General features: G+C 71.9%; 15 protein-coding genes and 1 pseudogene. 9 read left to right on the top strand and 7 right to left on the bottom strand.

Annotated elements, in window-relative coordinates; genetic code table 11:
* Window positions 1-101: 101 nt before the first annotated feature.
* Window positions 102-608 (bottom strand): GNAT family N-acetyltransferase, encoded by a 507-nt coding sequence (locus tag OG294_RS36500; protein WP_327070858.1) that lies wholly within the window; start codon window positions 606-608, stop codon window positions 102-104.
* Window positions 609-1,075: 467 nt separating this feature from the next.
* Between OG294_RS36500 and OG294_RS36495 the strand changes: the two genes are divergently transcribed.
* Window positions 1,076-1,384, top strand: a complete 309-nt coding sequence (locus OG294_RS36495; protein WP_327070857.1) for a DUF4193 domain-containing protein — start codon at window positions 1,076-1,078, stop codon at window positions 1,382-1,384.
* A 197-nt stretch (window positions 1,385-1,581) separates the two neighbouring features.
* On the opposite strand, the gene OG294_RS36490 is transcribed toward OG294_RS36495, so the two are convergent.
* On the bottom strand, window positions 1,582-2,019 hold the full coding sequence (locus OG294_RS36490; RefSeq protein ID WP_327070856.1) for a VOC family protein: 438 nt from the start codon (window positions 2,017-2,019) through the stop codon (window positions 1,582-1,584).
* Between the two features lie 314 nt (window positions 2,020-2,333).
* On the opposite strand from OG294_RS36490, the gene OG294_RS36485 reads away from it, so the two are divergent.
* Both OG294_RS36485 and OG294_RS36480 read left to right on the top strand, forming a co-directional pair.
* Window positions 2,334-2,705, top strand: a complete 372-nt coding sequence (locus OG294_RS36485; protein ID WP_327070855.1) for a YciI family protein — start codon at window positions 2,334-2,336, stop codon at window positions 2,703-2,705.
* On the top strand, window positions 2,702-3,913 hold the full coding sequence (locus OG294_RS36480; protein WP_327070854.1) for an RNA polymerase sigma factor: 1,212 nt from the start codon (window positions 2,702-2,704) through the stop codon (window positions 3,911-3,913). Before OG294_RS36485 ends, OG294_RS36480 begins: the two co-directional genes overlap by 4 nt.
* A gap of 108 nt (window positions 3,914-4,021) precedes the next feature.
* Here OG294_RS36480 and OG294_RS36475 read toward each other — a convergent pair whose 3' ends face one another.
* Both OG294_RS36475 and OG294_RS36470 read right to left on the bottom strand, forming a co-directional pair.
* Window positions 4,022-4,597 carry a hypothetical protein gene (locus OG294_RS36475; RefSeq protein ID WP_327070853.1) on the bottom strand — a complete coding sequence of 192 codons (576 nt, stop codon included), beginning with the start codon at window positions 4,595-4,597 and terminating at the stop codon, window positions 4,022-4,024.
* A gap of 288 nt (window positions 4,598-4,885) precedes the next feature.
* A pseudogene (locus OG294_RS36470) lies at window positions 4,886-5,164 on the bottom strand (hypothetical protein); the annotation flags it as partial.
* Between the two features lie 272 nt (window positions 5,165-5,436).
* Here OG294_RS36470 and OG294_RS36465 point away from each other — a divergent pair.
* The gene (locus tag OG294_RS36465; RefSeq protein WP_442789386.1) at window positions 5,437-9,576 is read left to right on the top strand and encodes a molybdopterin-dependent oxidoreductase; all 4,140 of its coding nucleotides are present in this window, start codon (window positions 5,437-5,439) and stop codon (window positions 9,574-9,576) included.
* Window positions 9,577-9,607: 31 nt separating this feature from the next.
* On the opposite strand, the gene OG294_RS36460 is transcribed toward OG294_RS36465, so the two are convergent.
* The gene (locus tag OG294_RS36460; protein WP_327070850.1) at window positions 9,608-10,393 is read right to left on the bottom strand and encodes an AraC family transcriptional regulator; all 786 of its coding nucleotides are present in this window, start codon (window positions 10,391-10,393) and stop codon (window positions 9,608-9,610) included.
* A gap of 122 nt (window positions 10,394-10,515) precedes the next feature.
* Here OG294_RS36460 and OG294_RS36455 point away from each other — a divergent pair, with 122 nt between their 5' ends.
* Window positions 10,516-12,234 carry an MFS transporter gene (locus tag OG294_RS36455; RefSeq protein ID WP_327070849.1) on the top strand — a complete coding sequence of 573 codons (1,719 nt, stop codon included), beginning with the start codon at window positions 10,516-10,518 and terminating at the stop codon, window positions 12,232-12,234.
* Between the two features lie 41 nt (window positions 12,235-12,275).
* Here the strand turns inward: OG294_RS36455 and OG294_RS36450 are convergent, their stop codons facing one another.
* Together OG294_RS36450 and OG294_RS36445 are read right to left on the bottom strand one after the other, a co-directional pair.
* A complete protein-coding gene (locus OG294_RS36450) occupies window positions 12,276-12,557 on the bottom strand; it encodes a hypothetical protein (RefSeq protein WP_327070848.1) in 282 nt (93 codons plus the stop codon).
* A 99-nt stretch (window positions 12,558-12,656) separates the two neighbouring features.
* Window positions 12,657-13,973, bottom strand: a complete 1,317-nt coding sequence (locus tag OG294_RS36445; RefSeq protein ID WP_327070847.1) for a helix-turn-helix transcriptional regulator — start codon at window positions 13,971-13,973, stop codon at window positions 12,657-12,659.
* A 155-nt stretch (window positions 13,974-14,128) separates the two neighbouring features.
* Here OG294_RS36445 and OG294_RS36440 point away from each other — a divergent pair, with 155 nt between their 5' ends.
* The 4 genes from OG294_RS36440 to OG294_RS36425 all read left to right on the top strand — a co-directional run bounded on the left by OG294_RS36440 (window position 14,129) and on the right by OG294_RS36425 (window position 17,383).
* Window positions 14,129-15,121, top strand: a complete 993-nt coding sequence (locus OG294_RS36440) for a Gfo/Idh/MocA family protein (RefSeq protein WP_327070846.1) — start codon at window positions 14,129-14,131, stop codon at window positions 15,119-15,121.
* Window positions 15,118-16,371: a DegT/DnrJ/EryC1/StrS family aminotransferase gene (locus OG294_RS36435; RefSeq protein ID WP_327070845.1), complete on the top strand. Its 1,254-nt coding sequence runs from the start codon at window positions 15,118-15,120 to the stop codon at window positions 16,369-16,371. The genes OG294_RS36440 and OG294_RS36435 overlap by 4 nt, the downstream gene beginning before the upstream one ends.
* On the top strand, window positions 16,368-16,808 hold the full coding sequence (locus OG294_RS36430) for an NUDIX domain-containing protein (protein ID WP_327070844.1): 441 nt from the start codon (window positions 16,368-16,370) through the stop codon (window positions 16,806-16,808). The genes OG294_RS36435 and OG294_RS36430 overlap by 4 nt, the downstream gene beginning before the upstream one ends.
* 104 nt (window positions 16,809-16,912) lie before the next feature.
* The gene (locus tag OG294_RS36425; RefSeq protein ID WP_327070843.1) at window positions 16,913-17,383 is read left to right on the top strand and encodes an NUDIX domain-containing protein; all 471 of its coding nucleotides are present in this window, start codon (window positions 16,913-16,915) and stop codon (window positions 17,381-17,383) included.
* Window positions 17,384-17,439: the final 56 nt, after the last annotated feature.

The following is a 17,439-nucleotide window of genomic DNA, read 5'->3' as shown; positions in this document are numbered from 1 at the left end:
TCTCGGCGAAAGTAGGGTCTCCGGAGCCGGCTGCCGCCGACCCGTGCCCCGTGCCCCGTGCTCGGGGCTCGGGGCTCGGGTCGCGGACCCGGGCAGCGGGCTCAGACCGTGGCGACGGGCACCTCGAAGCGCAGGCGGGACTTCGCGAGCGGCACGGCCGGCGGCTGCTGCTCCTCGTGGCGCACGGCGCCGTCGGCGACCGCCGCGGCCAGCGCCGGCCACAGGCGGGCGGCTGCCGTGTTGTGGTGGAGGTAGGCGAGGGTCCAGGGTCCCGGGTGCCGCTGGAACAGCAGGCGCGCGGCGGTGGCGGCCACGCCCTGGCGGCGGTACCGGCGCACCACGAAGAACTCGCTGACGTTCCACGCCCCCTCGTCCCCCGCCACGTCGCAACGGACCAGCGCGAAGCCCGCCGGCCGACCGGCCACCCGGATCAGGTACGGTTCGCGGGCCGGGCTGGTGAAGTAGGCGTCGAACCACGGGTAGCCGAAGGTCCCGTCCGCGGAGAGCTCCCGGTTGTCCAGCTCCGAGAAGTCGTGCAGATAGAGCTGCATCAGGTTCGCCAATACCTGCCTGCCCTCGGCGGTGACCGGAACGAGTTCGATGTCCATGCGGCCACGGTGCCCGTCCGCGGCCGCGACCGCCACCGATTTCCGCCCGCGGGGCTTCCGGCCGTGCGGCTTCCGGCCGCGGGCTTCCGGCCGCGGGCTTCTGGCGCGGGATTTCCGGATCGCGCGCTTCCGGATGGGACGGCGCCGATGGCCGACGGGACGGCGGAGCGCTCGGTCGGACGCCGCGCCGAGTGCCGCGCGTCACCCTTGGGCCCAGCCGCCCTGAGCAGATTTCCCGCCGCCTCGCCCGGGCACGGCAGACCGTCGATCGGAGCGTCACGGTCCAACAGGGCGGCGCGCAGGCCGTGGTGACGATTCGGCGGCGGGACGGTGACGGCGCGATGACGGGCCAGGGCCGGGCCGTCACCCGAACAGCGCCCCGGCTACCGTGCCGGTGCGCCGCTGACAGGGCAGGCTGGCACGTATCATCTCTCCGGATCCCGCCCACCTGACGAGAAGGCACCGCTTTGGCTACCGACTACGACGCCCCGCGCACCAGCAGCGACGACTCGAACGACGAAAGCATCGAGGAGCTGAAGGGCCGGCGCGACAACAAGTCCAGCGCCTCGGTCGACATCGACGAGACCGATGCCGCCGAGGGCATGGAACTGCCCGGCGCCGACCTGTCCGGTGAGGAACTCACCGTCCGGGTCATCCCGCTGCAGCAGGACGAGTTCACCTGCATGACCTGCTTCCTGGTCCACCACCGCACCCAGCTCGCCGGGGAGGACAAGAACGGTCACCCCATCTGCCGGGACTGCGCCTCCAGCTCCTGAGGCACGCCAGGGCCTGTCCGACCATGCACGTCGGACAGGCCCTGGGGCCGGGCGCCGGCCTCGCCGCGCCCGGCCGGGAGCACCACCCGCGGCCCGCTCGCTCCGCTGGCGGCCCGCCACCGGTGTGATTCTCGTCGCGCCGGGCCCGCTCTGACCCGCTGTCAGCCGAAGGCCGGCCACCGGGGCGGCCGGTTCGGTCAGCGCCGGCTGTAGGGCCGGGTGATGATCTCCATGTTGTGGCCGTCCGGGTCGGCGAAGTAGGCGCCGCGTCCGCCGAAGAGCCGGTTGATCCGGCCGGGCTCGGTGTGGCTCGGGTCGGCGTAGTAGGTGACGCGCAGCGATTCCAGGCGGGCGATCATGGTGTCGAACTGCGCCTCGGGCACCAGGAACGCATAGTGCTGCGACTGAATCGGCTCGTCGCTCTTCTGGTAGTAGTCCAGCGTGACGCCGTTGCCCAGGTCCACCGGGAGGAACGGCCCGAACGGGGCGCCGACCGCGAGGCCGAGGATCACGGCGAGGAACTCGGCCGACAGCTGCCGGTCCTTGGCGAAGACGACGGTGTGGTTGAGCTGGACGGTGTCGGTGACCGGCTCGGCGGCCGGGGACGGGTGCTGGTCGTGCTGGTCGTGGGACATCTGTGCTCTCTCCGGATCGTGGGTTCCACGGGAACGAACATCGCCGCGCGCGGGCGCGGAGCAGGATTCGTGGAGAGGGTGCGGCGGGGCCCTGGCCCGCCCCGGGCTCACCCCGAGGCCGGGCGCCTCACTCGTGCGTGGCCCATGGCCGACCCGGCAGTCACCCGACCGACCCTAGCCTCCCACCGCGTGGCGCGGCAACGGCGAAAGAATTCCTGCGAAAGTCCTGCCTGCGGACGTCAAGAAGCCGGCGGCGGCTCCGACCAAGCGGCAGAAGGGCCCGGAGCGGGCTCGCGAGACCACCGGAGGACGAGATGAAGTTCCTGATCAGTCTGCACATCAATCCCGCAGTGCTGGCCGCGCTGACCGACGAGGAGAAGGCGGCGGTCGGCGCCGGCCACGGCGCGTTCATCGAGGCGCTCAAGGAGTCCGGCGAGCTGATCACCACGCAGGCGCTGGTCGACCCGTCGCAGGCCGCCGTGGTGACCGTGCGCAACGGCCAGCCGGTGGTGACCGACGGCCCCTTCCTGGAGGCGAAGGAGTACCTGGGCGGCTTCTACCTGATCGACTGCGAGGACAAGGAGCGGGCGATCGAGCTGGCGGCGCGGATCCCGGACAGCGCGATCGAGGGGCTGGGGGTCGAGGTGCGACAGGTGATGTTCTGCGACGGACCATTGGAGGCATGACACCACTGGGCTTCGAGGACCTGCTGCGTGAGCTCGCGCCGCAGGTCCTCGGCACGCTGGTACGCCGGTACGACCGCTTCGAGGGGTGCGAGGACGCCGTGCAGGAGGCCGTCCTCGCCGCCGCCCTGCAGTGGCCGGCCGAGGGGGTGCCGGACAACCCGCGCGGCTGGCTGGTGACCGTCGCCTCCCGGCGGCTGATCGACCAGCTGCGCAGCGACCACGCCCGCCGCGAGCGGGAGTCGGCGACGGCCGCCGAGGTCCTGCCCGAGGAGGTGCCGGACACCGACGACACGCTCGTCCTGCTGTTCCTGTGCTGCCATCCGACGCTGACCGCCGCCTCCCAGACCGCCCTGACGCTGCGGGCGGTCGGCGGCCTGACCACGGCCGAGATCGCCCGCGCCTTCCTGGTGCCGGAGGCCACCATGGCGGCCCGGATCAGCCGGGCCAAGCAGCGCATCAAGGCGTCCGGCAGCACCTTCGCCCTGCCGGACGGCGCGGAGCGCGAGGAGCGGCTGCGGGTCGTCCTGCAGGTGCTCTACCTGATCTTCAACGAGGGCTACACGGCGTCCTCGGGCAACGCGCTGCACCGCGCCGACCTCGCGCGCGAGGCGATCCGGCTGACCCGGATGGTGCACGCGCAGCTGCCCGGGGACGACGAGGTGACCGGACTGCTCGCGCTGATGCTGCTCACCCACGCCCGCCGGGAGGCGCGCACGACGGCGGCCGGCGACCTGGTGCCGCTGGACGAGCAGGACCGGACGGCCTGGGACCGCGCGCTGATCGAGGAGGGCACCGAGCTGGTCCGGGCCGCGCTGGCCGGCCCCTCGCTCGGGCCGTACCAGTTGCAGGCCGCCATCGCCGCCACGCACGCCGACGCGGCCACCGCCGAGGAGACCGACTGGCCGCAGGTGCACGCCCTCTACCTGATCCTGGAGCGGATCGCCCCCAACCCGATGGTCACCCTCAACCGGGCGATCGCCCTCGCCGAGACCGAGGGCCCGCAGGCCGGGCTGGCCCTGCTGGCCGCCCTGGACGGCGACGCCCGGATGGCCGGGCACCACCGGCTGCTGTCCGTCCGGGCACACCTGCTGGAGAAGACCGGCGACCGGGCCGGCGCCTACGAGCACTACCGGCGCGCCGCGAGAGCGACCGCCAGCATCGCCGAGCAGCGCTACCTGGACTCCCGGGCCGCCCGCCTGCGGCCGTGACCGGAGGCGGACACGGGGAGGCCGTGACCGGAGGCGGACACGAGGAGGCCGTCGGCGGCCCCGGACCCTCCGGGGCCGCCGACGGCGTCAGCCGGCTCGGCTACCGGGTCAGCAGTTCTTGATGAACCAGACCGGCGCCCAGTTGCCGTGCGGGTCGCCGGAGGCGGCCGGCGGGGTGGTGTAGACCCAGTTCATCGACTTCCCGTACATCACCGCCCGGACGCCGGGCGTCTGGTTGTTGTACCAGGAGCCGCCGCTGCCCCACCCGCTGCCGGGCAGCTCCCAGGTCTGACACTTCCACATCGTGAATTCGTACCCGGAGTAGTTGGCGCCCTTGTACGCGCAGAAGTTGCCCGCCGCGCAGTTGCCCGGTCCGTACTTGACTGACGGGCCGTTGCTCAGGTCCCGGACCCGGCTCTCCCCGGGCACCGTGAGCACCACGGCGGCACCGTCGCCCAGGGCGACCTTGTCGAGCGCGACCTGGGTGCCGCCGGAGCTCGCGATGAAGGACTTCACCTCCTGCTGCAGTCCGTTGATCTGACTGCTGGTCAGCCCGGCAGCGCGCCCCTGGGCCAGGAAGGGGCTCTGCGGGGCGGCGGAGGCGGTGCCGGCGCCGGCGACCGCGCCGGCCAGGCCCAACACCGTCGCGGCCAGGGCAAGGCTGGTCCTGCGGATGGTTCGCATGGTCAGGTTCCTCCAGGTCGGAGTGCTGTGTGCGATCTGTCAGGAACACTACGAGCCGCCCCCGCACGAGCGCATGGAGCGCCGGGATGAGTTCGCCGTCCCCCGACCGGAGGGGCGCGCGGTCAACCTCCGCACTACCCCGGCGCTTTCGTCCACCCAGCGCAGTAGTCCCCCGCCCCGAACAGCACTCCGGCCCGCCCCTCACGCGGTGGGCCGTCAGCGGGTGGTGGCGCCCGGGTAGCCGATCTCGGCGATGTCCTCGGCCAGGTCCGCGAGGGTCGCCTCGGCCCCCGGCCACCCGCCGTCCGCCGCGTACGGGCTCATCGGCGACTCGTGGTCGAAGCCGCGGATGTACACACCGGCCGGGGCGAAGACGATGGAGTACTCGTCCCCGGAGCCGTTGCGCATCGACGCCAGTTGCTCGGTCGGCGACCAGCGGGAGTCGAAGGAGTAATGGCGGGCCTCCCAGTCGGGGCTCAGAATGGCATCCAGCACGGCGAGCGCGCGGCAGTGGTCGCGCAGCGCGTCGGGCTCGGGCAGCAGGCGGGCGACGTCGTCGACGGTCATGCCCGGCAGTCAGACCGACCCCACTGACAGTCCCGCCCCACAACCGTGCGGGGTGCCGGTGCGGCGGGTGCGACCATGGCACGGCGGTGTTCGTCGTCCGAGCGCAACAGGGGGTTCGCAGGTTGACCGGGGAGGGGCGGGAGCTGTCGGTGCCCCGCGGTGGAGGGAGTGCGGCTGTGACCCGGGCAACGGCGGCGACCGGGGCGGCTCCCGCGACCGCGGCGGTCGAGCGGGTGCGGACGGTCTGCTCGTACTGCGGGGTCGGCTGCGGGATGGTGCTGGACCTCGCCCGGGACGCCGAGGGACGGCGGACGGTGGCCAGGGCCGCCGGCGACCGGGCGCACCCGGCCAACCGCGGCCGGCTGTGCACCAAGGGCGCCACGCACGCCGACCTGCTGGCCGCCCCCGGACGGCTGACCACCGCGCTGGTCCGCGAGCGCCGCGGTGACGAGCCCGTGGCGCTGGACGTGCACCGGGCGGTCGCCGAGGCCGCCCGGCGGCTGCGGCGGATCCTCGACGAGCACGGACCGGACGCGGTCGCCCTCTACGTCTCGGGGCAGATGTCGCTGGAGGCGCAGTACCTGGCCAACAAGCTGGCCAAGGGGTTCCTCGGGACCAACCAGATCGAGTCCAACTCCCGCCTCTGCATGGCCAGTGCGGGCAGCGGCTACAAGCTGTCGCTGGGCGCCGACGGGCCGCCGGGCTCGTACGGGGACTTCGACCACGCCGAGGCGTTCCTGGTGATCGGCTCCAACATGGCCGACTGCCACCCGATCCTGTTCCTGCGCATGATGGACCGCGTCAAGGCCGCCGGCGCCAAGCTGATCGTGGTCGACCCGCGCCGCACCGCGACGGCCGACAAGGCCGACCTGTTCCTGCAGATCCGGCCCGGCACCGACCTCGCCCTGCTCAACGGGCTGCTCCACCTGCTGGTCGAAGGCGGCTGGACCGACCCGGAGTTCATCGCCGCGTACACCGACGGCTGGGAGCAGCTGCCGGACTTCCTGGCCGGCTACCCGCCCGCCGCGGTCGCCGCGATCACCGGCCTGCCGGAGGCGGACATCCGCCGGGCGGCGCAGTGGATCGGCGAGGCGGGCGAGTGGATGAGCTGCTGGACGATGGGCCTCAACCAGTCCACCCACGGCACCTGGAACACCAACGCCCTGGTCAACCTGCACCTGGCCACCGGTGCGATCTGCCGCCCCGGCAGCGGCCCGTTCTCGCTGACCGGCCAGCCCAACGCGATGGGCGGCCGCGAGATGGGCTACATGGGCCCCGGCCTGCCCGGGCAGCGCTCGGTGCTGGTGGACGAGGAGCGGCGGTTCACCGAGGAGCTGTGGGGCATCCCCGAGGGCACGCTGCGCACCGAGGCCGGCCGGGGCACGGTCGAGCTGTTCGAGCGGATGGCGGCCGGCGGGATCAAGGCCTGCTGGATCATCTGCACCAATCCGGTGGCCTCGGTCGCCAACCGCCGCACCGTGGTCCAGGCGCTGAAGAGCGCCGAACTGGTCATCACCCAGGACGTGTTCGCCGAGACCGAGACCAACGCGTACGCCGACATCGCGCTGCCCGCCACCCTCTGGGCGGAGGCCGAGGGCGTCATGGTCAACTCCGAGCGCACCCTGACCCTCGTCCCCGGTGCCGTCACACCGCCCGGCCAGGCCCTGCCGGACTGGCAGCTGATCGCCGCCGTCGCCTGCGAGCTCGGGTTCGCCCAGGCCTTCACGTACGCGAGCGCGGAGGAGGTGTTCGAGGAGCTCAAGCGGGCCTGGAACCCGAAGACCGGCTGGGACCTGCGCGGCGTCGACTACCCGCGGCTGCGCGAAAGCCCGGTGCAGTGGCCGGCCGCGCGGGTGGACGGACCGGACCGCAACCCGATCCGCTACCTCAACGACGGCGTCAGCCGGCCGCTGGTCGAGCGGCCGGACGGCAGCCGGCCCCGGCTGGTCTTCCCGACCGCCTCCGGACGCGCCGCCTTCTTCGCCCGGCCGCACCTGCCCGCCGCCGAACTCCCGGACGACGATTACCCGTTCGTCCTCAACACCGGGCGACTGCAGCACCAGTGGCACACCCTGACCAAGACCGGGAAGGTGGCCAGGCTCAACCGGCTCAACCCCGGACCGTTCGTCGAACTCCACCCCGAGGACGCGGGCGCGCTCGGCATCGCGGAGGGGGACGAGGTGGAGGTGGCCTCCCGGCGCGGGCGGGCGGTGCTGCCCGCCGTGGTCACCGACCGGGTCGGCCCGGGGAACTGCTTCGCGCCGTTCCACTGGAACGACCTGTTCGGCGAGTACCTGAGCGTCAATGCGGTGACCAACGACGCCGTGGATCCGATCTCCTTCCAGCCGGAGTTCAAGGCGTGCGCGGTGGCGCTCGGCCGGGTCGGCGCGCGGGAGGTGGCTTCGGCGGCTGTTGATGACGGGGTGACCGGCGAGGCGGCCGGCGGGGTTGTGGGGCCGGCGGATGGGCCGGTGGAGGTGCCGGCGGACGGGCTGAGCCTGGCGGAGGTGCTGGGCGTGGCAGGAGCGGCGCCACCGGTGCTCGCCGACCACGAGCGGCGCTACCTGGCCGGCTTCCTCGCCGGACTCGCCGCCGCTCCGCCCGGGCCCGGCGGCGGGGTGCCGGTGCTCCCGGCCACCGCCCCGCTCGACCCCGCGCACGCGCTGTGGGTGGACGGCCTGCTGGCGGGCCGCTACTCGCGCTCGGCGGCGGTGCCCGGGCCAGCGGTTCCGGCGCAGGCGGTTCCGGCGCTGGTGGCGGGGGCGCAGGCGGGGGCCGGGGCGGACTCCTCGGCGGCGCCTTCGCGGGCCCGCCAGGTCGTGGTCCTGTGGGCCTCGCAGACCGGCACCGCCGAGGAGTTCGCCGCCACCGTCGGCGGGCGGCTGGCCGAGGCCGGGCACCCCACCACCGTCCGCGCCATGGCGGACTGCGCGCCGGACGCCGTGCCGGCCGGCGCCGACCTGCTGGTGATCAGCTCCACCTTCGGCGACGGCGACGCACCGGACAACGGCGCCGGCTTCTGGCAGGCCCTCAGCGCCGCGGACGCCGCCCGCTTCGCGGACCTGCGCTACGCGGTGCTCGCCTTCGGCGACTCCAGCTACACGGCGTTCTGCGCCCACGGCCGCCGACTCGACCAGCGGCTCGCCGAACTCGGCGCCGTGCGGATGCTGCCGCGCGTCGACTGCGAGCCGGACTACGAGGCGGCGGCCGGCGGGTGGCTGGAGCAGGTGGTCACCGCCCTGGCCGTCCCGGCGGCACCGGCTGCCCCTGCCGTTCCCGCCCCTGCGGCCCGCCCCAGCAAGGCCGAGCCGTACCTCGCCCGGCTCAGCGGCAACCGGCTGCTCAGCCTGCCCGGCGCGGCCAAGGAGGTCCGCCAGTTCACCTTCGACCTCGGCGGCGGCACCCTCGCCTACGAGGCGGGCGACGCGCTCGGCGTCTGGCCCGTCAACTGCCCCTCCCTGGTGGCGGAGTGGCTGTCGGTCACCGGTCTGGACGGGGATGCCGAGGTCCTGCTGCCGGGCCTTTCGCCCATGCCGTTCGCCCAGGCGCTGCATCAGCGGCTCGACATCACCCGGCTCACCCCCGAGCTGCTGCGGCTGGCCGCCGAGCGCACCGGCGACCGCGAACTCAAGCAGCTGCTCCGCCCGGACAACAAGGGCGGCCTGGCGCAATGGGCCTGGGGCCGGCAGGCCGTCGACCTGCTCACCGCGTACCCGGTGCGGCTCGGCGCCCAGGAGTGGGCGGAACGGCTCGAGCGGCTGCAACCACGGCGGTACTCCATCGCCTCCAGCCCGCTGAGCAATCCGGACGAGGTCCGACTGACCGTCTCGGTGGTGCGCTACGAGGGGCCAGGCGGACGGCAGCGCAAGGGAGTTGCCTCGACCTTCCTCGCGGACGGCGAACTTGGCAGCCCCGTGCCGCTGTTCGTCCAGCACTCGCCCAACTTCCGCCCGCCGGAGGACTCCCGGACACCCGCGGTCATGGTCGGCCCCGGCACCGGCATCGCCCCGTTCCTGGGCTTCCTGGAGCAGCGCCGGATCCTCGGCCACCAGGGCGGCAACTGGCTCTTCTTCGGCGAGCAGCGCCGGGCCACCGACTTCTACTACCGCGAGGAGCTGGCGGAACTCCACCGCCACGGCACCCTGACCCGCCTGGACCTGGCCTTCTCACGCGACCAGCGCGCCAAGGTCTACGTCCAGGACCGGATGCGCGAGCACGGCGCCCAGCTGTGGTCCTGGCTCCAGGACGGCGCCCACCTCTACGTCTGCGGCGACGCCCGCCGGATGGCCCAGGACGTCGACCTGGCGCTGCGCGACATCGCCTGCACCCACGGCGGGCTGAGCGAGCAGGAGGCCGGCGCCTACCTCAAGCGGCTCACCGGCGAGCGGCGCTACAGCCGGGACGTCTACTGAGCCGCGCCGGGAGCTGTTCGCCGTGCCGGACCTATTCGCCGGGCACGGCGAAGTAGCTGCTCGGGGCCACCCCGAGGGCCCGGCGGAACATGGCCGTGAAGGCGCTCGGCGTCGCGTAGCCGAGCCGGGCGGCCACCGCGGTGACCGGCACATCGCCGGCCAGCAGCGTCACGGCGTGCAGCAGGCGGGACTGCTGCACCCAGTGGGCGAGCGTCATCCCGGTCGCGGACCCGAACCTGCGGTGCAGGGTGCGTGGACTCAGGTGCGCATGCGCGGCGGCCGTCGCCGTCGTCCAGCGCCGGCCCGGCTCGGCGTGGATCGCGGCACAGAGCCGGGCGAGCTGCTCGTCGCCGGCCGCGGACGGCAGGTGCAGGGCGGGCACCGGGCGCGGTTCGAGTTCGCGCAGCAGCAGGTCCATGACCGCGCCGTCGCGCCCGCCGACCTCGTACTCGACGGGGATCCGGGTCGCCGCCTCGATGAGCTCGCGCAGCAGTGGGGAGACGGCCACCACGGTCGGCACCGCCGGCAGCCGCGGCGCCGCCGCGGGCCGGATGTAGAGGGTGCGCATCCGGACCGCGCCGATGCAGCTCATCGCATGGGTGACGCCGGCCGGCACCCAGACCCCGCGGGTGGCGGGCACCACCCAGGTGCCGTGGGCCGTGTCGACGGCGATCGCCCCGGTGGTGCCGTAGATCAGCTGGGCGCGGCGGTGGTGGTGGTCGGGGATGTGGTGCCGGTCGGGCAGGTCACGCGCCATCGCCGCCAGTGGCCGCGGCACCCGCTGGTAGTCGTCCCGGTTCTCGCTCTTCTCGAACAACGCTCTCCCCGCCCCTTCGCCTCTCCGCCTCTCCGCCTCTCCGGTGGAATGGCGCACTCTCGACAGTGGACGTCACAACCGCGAAAGCATGCCACAGCGCGTGCTCCCTAGCGTGGTCCCACGTGACAGCGCTCTCCTCCGACCACCGCCCCCGCCCTCGTCCCCGCACTCGCACTCGCACTCGCACCGCGCTGCTGGCCGCCACCAGCGCGGTCACCGCCGCCAACGTCTACCTCAACCAGCCGCTGCTGACCGCCGCCGCCCACGACTTCCACCGCGCGCCCGCGCTGCTGGGCGCGGTGCCGACGGCCACCCAGCTCGGCTACGCGCTCGGCATCGCGCTGCTGGTCCCGGCCGGGGACAGCCGGGACCGGCGCCGGCTGATCCTGCTGCTCGGCACGGCCGCCACGCTCGCGCTCACCGCCTGCGCGCTGGCACCGGGCGTGCCCTGGCTGGTCGCGGCGAGCCTGGCGCTCGGCCTGTGCTCCCCCGTCCCGCAGCTGGTGGCGCCGCTGGCCGTCGCGCTCGCGGGCGGGCGGCGGCCAGGACGGGTACTGGGCACGATCCAGGGTGGCCTGCTGGTGGGGGTGCTGGCCGCTCGCGCGTACTCCGGCTGGCTGGCGCAGCTGTGCGGCTGGCGGGCCGTCTACGGGTGTTCGGCCGCCCTCACCCTGCTGCTGACCGCCCTCCTGTGGCGCGCACTGCCCACCTCTGTGCCCACGGGCGCCCTCGCCTACCGGGCCGCGCTGGCCTCGCTGCCGCGCCTGTTCACCGGGCACGCCGTGGTCCGCCGGGTGACGCTCTCGGGGGCACTGGTCGGCGCCTCCTTCGGGGCGTTCTGGACCGCGCTGACCTTCCTGCTCGCCCAGCACTACCGCTACGACTCCACCGAGGTCGGCCTGCTCGGCCTGGTCGCCGCCGCCAGCGCGCTCGCCTCCCCGCCCATCGGCCGCCTCGCCGACCGCCTCGGCCGACGCGGCGCGCTCACCGCCCTGATCGCCGTGGTGCTGGCGGGCTGGGCGCTGCTGCTGCCGGGCGGCGGCTCGCTCGGCTGGCTGCTGGCGGGGGTGGTGGTGCTCGACGTCGGGACGTGGGGGAACCAAGTGGTCTGCCAGAGCGCGCTGTTCGCCGCCTTCCCGGTCGGCCAGCACAGCCGGCTGAACACCTGCTACTTCACGCTGCGCTTCCTCGGCATCGCCGTCGGCTCACTGGCGGGTTCACTGGCCTGGCCACACGGCGGCTGGCCGGCGGTGACGGTGGTGGGAGCGGCTGCGGCGAGCGCGGCGCTCGCCGTCGCGGCCGGGGTCGGGGGCGGGCAGGCGGGGGCGTGCGAAGGCCCCGCCGGTGGCGACCGGCGGGGCCCGCACATGACGCTGTGGCTACGAGAAGATGACCGAGCGGAGCTTGAGGCGGTCACCGAGCCTCTTGCCGGGGTTCATCACGTAGTACACGTCGCCGTCGCAGTTGGAGTCCAGGAAGACCGTGGCGGTGGAGTTGGTGAAGTTCTCCGGGGCGAAGGCCGGGTCGATGTCGGTGGCCCCGAACAGGTTGATGCATTGGCCGCTCTCGGGATCGGCGAGTCCCGCAGGGACGCCCGGTCCGACCTTGTAGAGGAAGTCTCCGGTGGCGGCGTGGGCCGAGCTGGGGACGGCAATGAGGAGCGTGAGGGCGCCGAGAGCGGCGACAGCGGTCTGACGGAATCGCATGACGGACTTTCCTTGTTCGAACGGTCTCGCGCCCAGCGGACTCGCAGAGCGCAGCACACGAACGATGCCCCAGGTCATGCCTGGCTAGACACGATGTCCCTCGTGCGGCGTCATGGATGGTGGCATTGGAACTGACGATCCATCACCAGTCGGCAGTCGGCGGTTCGGGGGGCCGCTCAGAACACGTAGTAGCTCCCGCCGAACGCCGTCACGCTCTGATCGGGACCCACCTCCGCAGTCACCGGCCCCTGGCAATCCGCCGCCGCATGCACCAGGACCGTCGAATCCGTGAAGTTCTTGACGGAGACCGGAGACGACGCCGGATAGCACCCCCGCCCTGGGTTCTCATGGGCAACCCCGTTCACCACCAGAAGCCCTGTCGCCGCCTGAGCGGGAGACGTGCAGACCAAGGCGAGGGCGGCCGCGAGGACGGCGACCAAGGCATGACGAAGACGCATGACAGCTCCCTGAGTTGAGGCGGTGGGACGACCTGAATCCCAACGGAATCCCACCGCAGGAAGCGGTCACGGGCCACGATTCACCCGTTCGCGGGCATGTCACGCCGCCCGCAGGCGTTCGATCAGTTCGGGCACGCCGTCGATGCCGTGGTACCGCTTGAAGGTCGGGGCGAGTTCGCGGACCAGGGTGATGCACCGTCCGGCGCCGATACGCTCAGCGAGGTCCAGCGACTCGGTGGTGACGGCGAGGGCCTGCTCGATCTCGCAGGCGCGCAGCAGGCTGCGGGCTTCGTAGGTCAGGAAAATCCCTCGCGTCTTGTCACGTGAGCGAGGCAATAGACGCATGCCTTCGTCGATGCGGGCATGAGCCTCCTCTGTGCGGCCAAGGTCGAGCAGGCATTGGCCGGAGTCGACGGCGAGATCCGCAGTGCTCATCCACGAGCACCAGCGAGGCGCCGGGTCGACCGCGTCGGTCAACAGCTCGGTCTCGGCGGCAGAGAGGTCGCGGTGGCAAGCGGCGCGCTCACCGAGCGCGGCATGCGCGCGGGCCCGGCGAAGGAACAGCAGGGACCGAGCAGTGGGGTGACGGGTGTGGATCAGTGCCTGGCTGAGTGGTTCGACGGCTGCCTTCGGGTCTCCGAGCCAGATGGACTGGTACGCGAAGTCGGACAGCACGCCGGCGCCGAGGTCACGGTCACCGGCGGCATGCGCGCTGGTCAGCGCGGCGTTCCAGTGCTTGCCCGCCGCATAGTGCCGACCTTGGTCGAAACGGTGCCAGCCACAGATGCCCGCCAGTGACGCGGCCAGCAGGTGCAGCCGCCTGCCGGTGGCCTCAGTGTAGTTGCCGGGTTCGATGAGGTCGGTGACAGTGGCCAGGTGGGCGTCCATCAGCTTCGCCGTGTGCTGGCGCTGTTCGGTCGGCAGGGAGGTCAGCTTTGCGGTGGTCTCCTCCAGCCAGTCGACCAGTTCCAGATCGACGCGCCTGCCATCGAGGACGGTACTGATCCTCTCGGGTTCGATCGCGGCCCACTGCGCCGAGAGGCCGGCCAGCGCGACAGCGCCGAAGGTCATGAAGTTACGGCGGTCCATCGCGGTTCTCTGGGCCTCTCGAAGTGCTTGGACGGTGTACGCGGAGCCCAAGGGCAGCGGGGAGTCACAACCCGGGAGCCAGTAGGGCCAACCCAGTAGTTCGACGTCCGCGATCGGGACGTCGAGGGCTTCGGCGATCAGGAGTTGGGAGTCCGAGTTGGGCTCCTTGATCCAGTTCTCCCACTTGCTGATGGCCTGCTTGTCCGCGCCGGAGCGAAGCCCGCGCCGACGGGCGGCCTGGTCCATGCGAACGGCCAGCCCTGTCTGCGAGAGGTTGCCGCACAGTTGACGGGCGTAGGCGAGGGGGTGCCGGATCGGGTCGCTCACAGGGCCAATTCCATCATTCACAGTGACCGGAAGCCTACTGCGCGCACCGGCGGGACCACCCCGGGACTACAGACAATGCCTATCCGACCACGGGCAGTTGGGCTGTACTCGACACGCATCGACAAGTTCCCGCACGGAGCGGAAGGAGTCTGCCCATGAAGCGACGCTCAGCAGTCATCGGCCTCGGCCACCAGACACTCGAAGACCACCTGCCGGGCCTGCTCGGCTCCACCAGAGCCGAGCTGGTCGCGGTCTGTGACATCGACCCGAACGCTCTTCGTGCCCAGCAGGAAGCCCACCGGGTCCCGGGCTTTGCCAAGGCCACCGACCTGCTGGACGCTGTGAAGCCGGACTTCGTGATCGTCGCGGTCCCGCACCACGCGGGTCGGGCCGTGATCGAAGAGTGCGCGTCCCGGGGCGTGCACGTCCTCAAGGAGAAGCCGTTCGCAACCTCCCCGCAGGAAGCCCGCGAGCTCGCGGCGATCTGCGAGGCGGGCGGGGCAGAGCTGATGGTCACTCTCCAGAGGCGCTTCAACCCGATCTACATCTCCGTGGTGCAGTTCCTCGACCAGATCGGCACTCCGTTCTTGATCGACGGTCAGTACACGTTCCACACCGACGACCCCGGGGCCGGCTGGCGCGGGGACGTGAAGCAGGCCGGCGGCGGCTGCATCATCGACATGGGCTACCACCTGGTCGACCTCCTGCTGTGGTACTTCGGGATGCCCAACCGCGTCATGGCCGATTTCTCCACGGCCGCGCTGCCCGGGGGTGGCTACGACGCCGAGGACACTGCCGTCATCCAGGTCGGCTACGACTCCGACCTCTACGGCACGGTACTGCTGTCGCGGTGGATGGCGCCGAAGACCGAGAGACTGCACGTCGTCGGCACACAAGGCTCCGTGCTGCTGACGAAGGGCAGGGTCCAGCGGCTCGCTCTGGACGGCTCAGTGGTCGAGGAGCTGACCCGCCCGCAGGCGCCGGCGAGTGCGGCTACAGCCCAGATCGACTACTTCTGCCGGGTGCTGGATGGCGAGCGCCCCAACACCTCCGGTCCCCAGCAGCACCTGGCCCACGCCGCCTTCATCGCCTCCTGCTACCGGTCCAAGACGACCGGGCATTACATCAACCCCGAGGAGATGCTGTGACCAACACTCTCGCCCTGCTCGGCGGCGACGCCGTAGTGACCGCCAACGGCCCGCACTTCCAGTGGCCGCCGATCGACGACACCACCCGCGCGAAGGTCGCTGCCCAGCTCGACACCGCGATCTCTGTCCCCGGCCGGAGCGGCATCGTGGCCGAGCTGGAGGATGCCCTGCAGGAGTACTTCGGCGTCCGCCACGCGGTCACCACCAGCTGCGGCACTGCCGCCCTGCACGCTACCTACTCGGCTGCGCGGATCAAGGCCGGCGATGAGGTGATCGTCCCGGCCTGGACCTTCCACGCCACCGCCTCTCCCCTGTTCCATCTCCGCGCGGTGCCAGTGCTCTGCGAGACCGGCCCGGACGGCAACATCGACCCAACCAGGATCGAGGAGCTGATCACCCCGCGCACCCGGGCCCTCATGGTCACCCACCTGTGGGGCAGGCCGGCCGCCATGATCGCCCTGCGGTCCATCGCCAAGGCGCACAACCTGGCCCTGCTGGAGGACGGCTCACACGCCCACGGAGCCTCCCAGGGCGGCAAGAAGGTCGGCACCTTCGGACTTGCCGGAGCCTTCTCCCTCAACGGCCCCAAGCCGCTGTCCGGGGGCGAGGGCGGGTTCGTCCTCACCGACGACGACGACACGTACTACCAGTTGGTGACCTTCGCCCACTACAACAAGCGGGCCAAGTCCGAGATCCCGGACGGACACCCGCTGGCCAAGTACGCGGTCACCGGGTCCGGCCTCAAACTCCGCATCCACCCGCTGGCCGCGGCCCTCGCGCACGACCAGCTCACCCGCCTCGACGGCTACCTCGCCGGCCGGGCCGAGATCGCCGCCTACCTCACCACGGAGTTCGCGCGCATCCCCGGTTTCGAGGTCGTGCCGATGCCCGATGGAGTGATCCCGTCCTGGTACGGGCTGACGCTCACCTACCACCCCGGCGAGCTCGACGGCCTGAGCATCGAACGTTTCCACCAGGCCCTCATCGCCGAGGGAGCAACCGAGTTCGACCGGCCCGGCTCCACCTGCCCACTGAACCAGCTCCCGCTCTACCAGCATCCAGCGCAGTTGTTCCCCGGCCACCCGCGCTCCCACCGCCCCTACAAGGAAGGGGACTTCCCGATCGCCGAGCACGCCCACGCGCATACGATCAAGCTCCCGGTCTGGCATCGTGAGCAGGATCGTCCATTGGCCGAGAGTTACGTCCGCGCGGCCATTAAGGTGAGCAACCACCACAAGGAGCTGCTGTGATCTCCCCCTTCGCCGATCCTGCCTTCACTCCGGGCCTGCTCTTCGACGCCCAGGAGACCGGGATCACCCGATTCGTCGTCGCCACGGTCATCACCGAGGGCGACCGCGTCCTCCTCCTGCGCCGGCCCGCCGACGACTTCATGCCGGGCCTGTGGGAGCTGCCTTCCGGGAAGGTCGAGCCGGGCGAGGACTTCGAGAAGGCCCTGCGGCGGGAGACCAGAGAGGAGACCGGCCTCACCATCGACCAGGTCACCGCCTACCTCGGCCGGTTCGACTATGCCTCCAAGAGCGGCGCCCTCACCCGCCAGCTCACCTTCGAGGCCACCGTCGAGAATGCCGCCCCGATCACCCTCACCGAGCACGACGACCACACCTGGGCCGACCGCGGCGAACTGCCCGGTGTCAGCGAAGCAGTAAGGAAACTGATCACTCGCTGAGGGGCATCCCCCACCTCGGTCAGGGCGGTGCTGATTCGATACCAATGCCGCGAGCTTCGACGCAGTGTGGGACACCGCTCGACCGGTTGAGGAGAACTGATCACGTGGCACGAACCGAGTACTACAACGATCCCAACGCCCCCAAGCCGAACCGGGTCGTCGTCGCGGCGTCCGCCGTCGTGACCGATGACGCGGGCCGCATTCTGCTGCAACGGCGAACCGACAACGGGCTGTACCCGCTGCCCGGCGGGACGATGGATCTCGGCGAGTCGCTGCCGCACACGGCCGTGCGCGAGGTCCGGGAGGAGACGGGCCTGAACATCGAGATCACCGGGCTGGTCGGCACGTACACCGACCCCCGGCACATCATCGCCTACTCGGACGGCGAGGTCCGCCAGCAGTTCAACGTCTGCTTCACCGCTCGCATCACGGGAGGAGAGCTACGGATCTCCAGCGAATCCACCGATCTCCGGTTCGTCGCCCCGGAGGACGTCGAAGCCCTTCCCATGCACCACACCCAGCGGCTCCGGCTCCAGCACTTCCTGGAGCACCGGGAGGCTCCCCACCTAGGCTGAACGAACAGGAGCCCGACGGGCCCTGGTACAAAGGAACCGCACGGCAGCACCCACCT

Source organism: Kitasatospora sp. NBC_01302 (genome assembly GCF_035976515.1).
Taxonomy (GTDB): domain Bacteria; phylum Actinomycetota; class Actinomycetes; order Streptomycetales; family Streptomycetaceae; genus Kitasatospora.
The sequence above is the reverse complement of the archived record's forward strand: the minus strand, read 5'-3'. Positions and strand labels throughout refer to the sequence as shown.

Bases quoted from the DNA above. Each gene is read 5' to 3' on its own strand.
- OG294_RS36500 (WP_327070858.1), bottom strand. From the start codon at position 608: ATGGACATCGAACTCGTTCCGGTCACCGCCGAGGGCAGGCAGGTATTG.
- OG294_RS36490 (WP_327070856.1), bottom strand. From the start codon at position 2,019: ATGTCCCACGACCAGCACGACCAGCACCCGTCCCCGGCCGCCGAGCCG.
- OG294_RS36485 (WP_327070855.1), top strand. From the start codon at position 2,334: ATGAAGTTCCTGATCAGTCTGCACATCAATCCCGCAGTGCTGGCCGCG.
- OG294_RS36480 (WP_327070854.1), top strand. From the start codon at position 2,702: ATGACACCACTGGGCTTCGAGGACCTGCTGCGTGAGCTCGCGCCGCAG.
- OG294_RS36475 (WP_327070853.1), bottom strand. From the start codon at position 4,597: ATGCGAACCATCCGCAGGACCAGCCTTGCCCTGGCCGCGACGGTGTTG.
- OG294_RS36465 (WP_442789386.1), top strand. From the start codon at position 5,437: ATGGTGCTGGACCTCGCCCGGGACGCCGAGGGACGGCGGACGGTGGCC.
- OG294_RS36450 (WP_327070848.1), bottom strand. From the start codon at position 12,557: ATGCGTCTTCGTCATGCCTTGGTCGCCGTCCTCGCGGCCGCCCTCGCC.
- OG294_RS36440 (WP_327070846.1), top strand. From the start codon at position 14,129: ATGAAGCGACGCTCAGCAGTCATCGGCCTCGGCCACCAGACACTCGAA.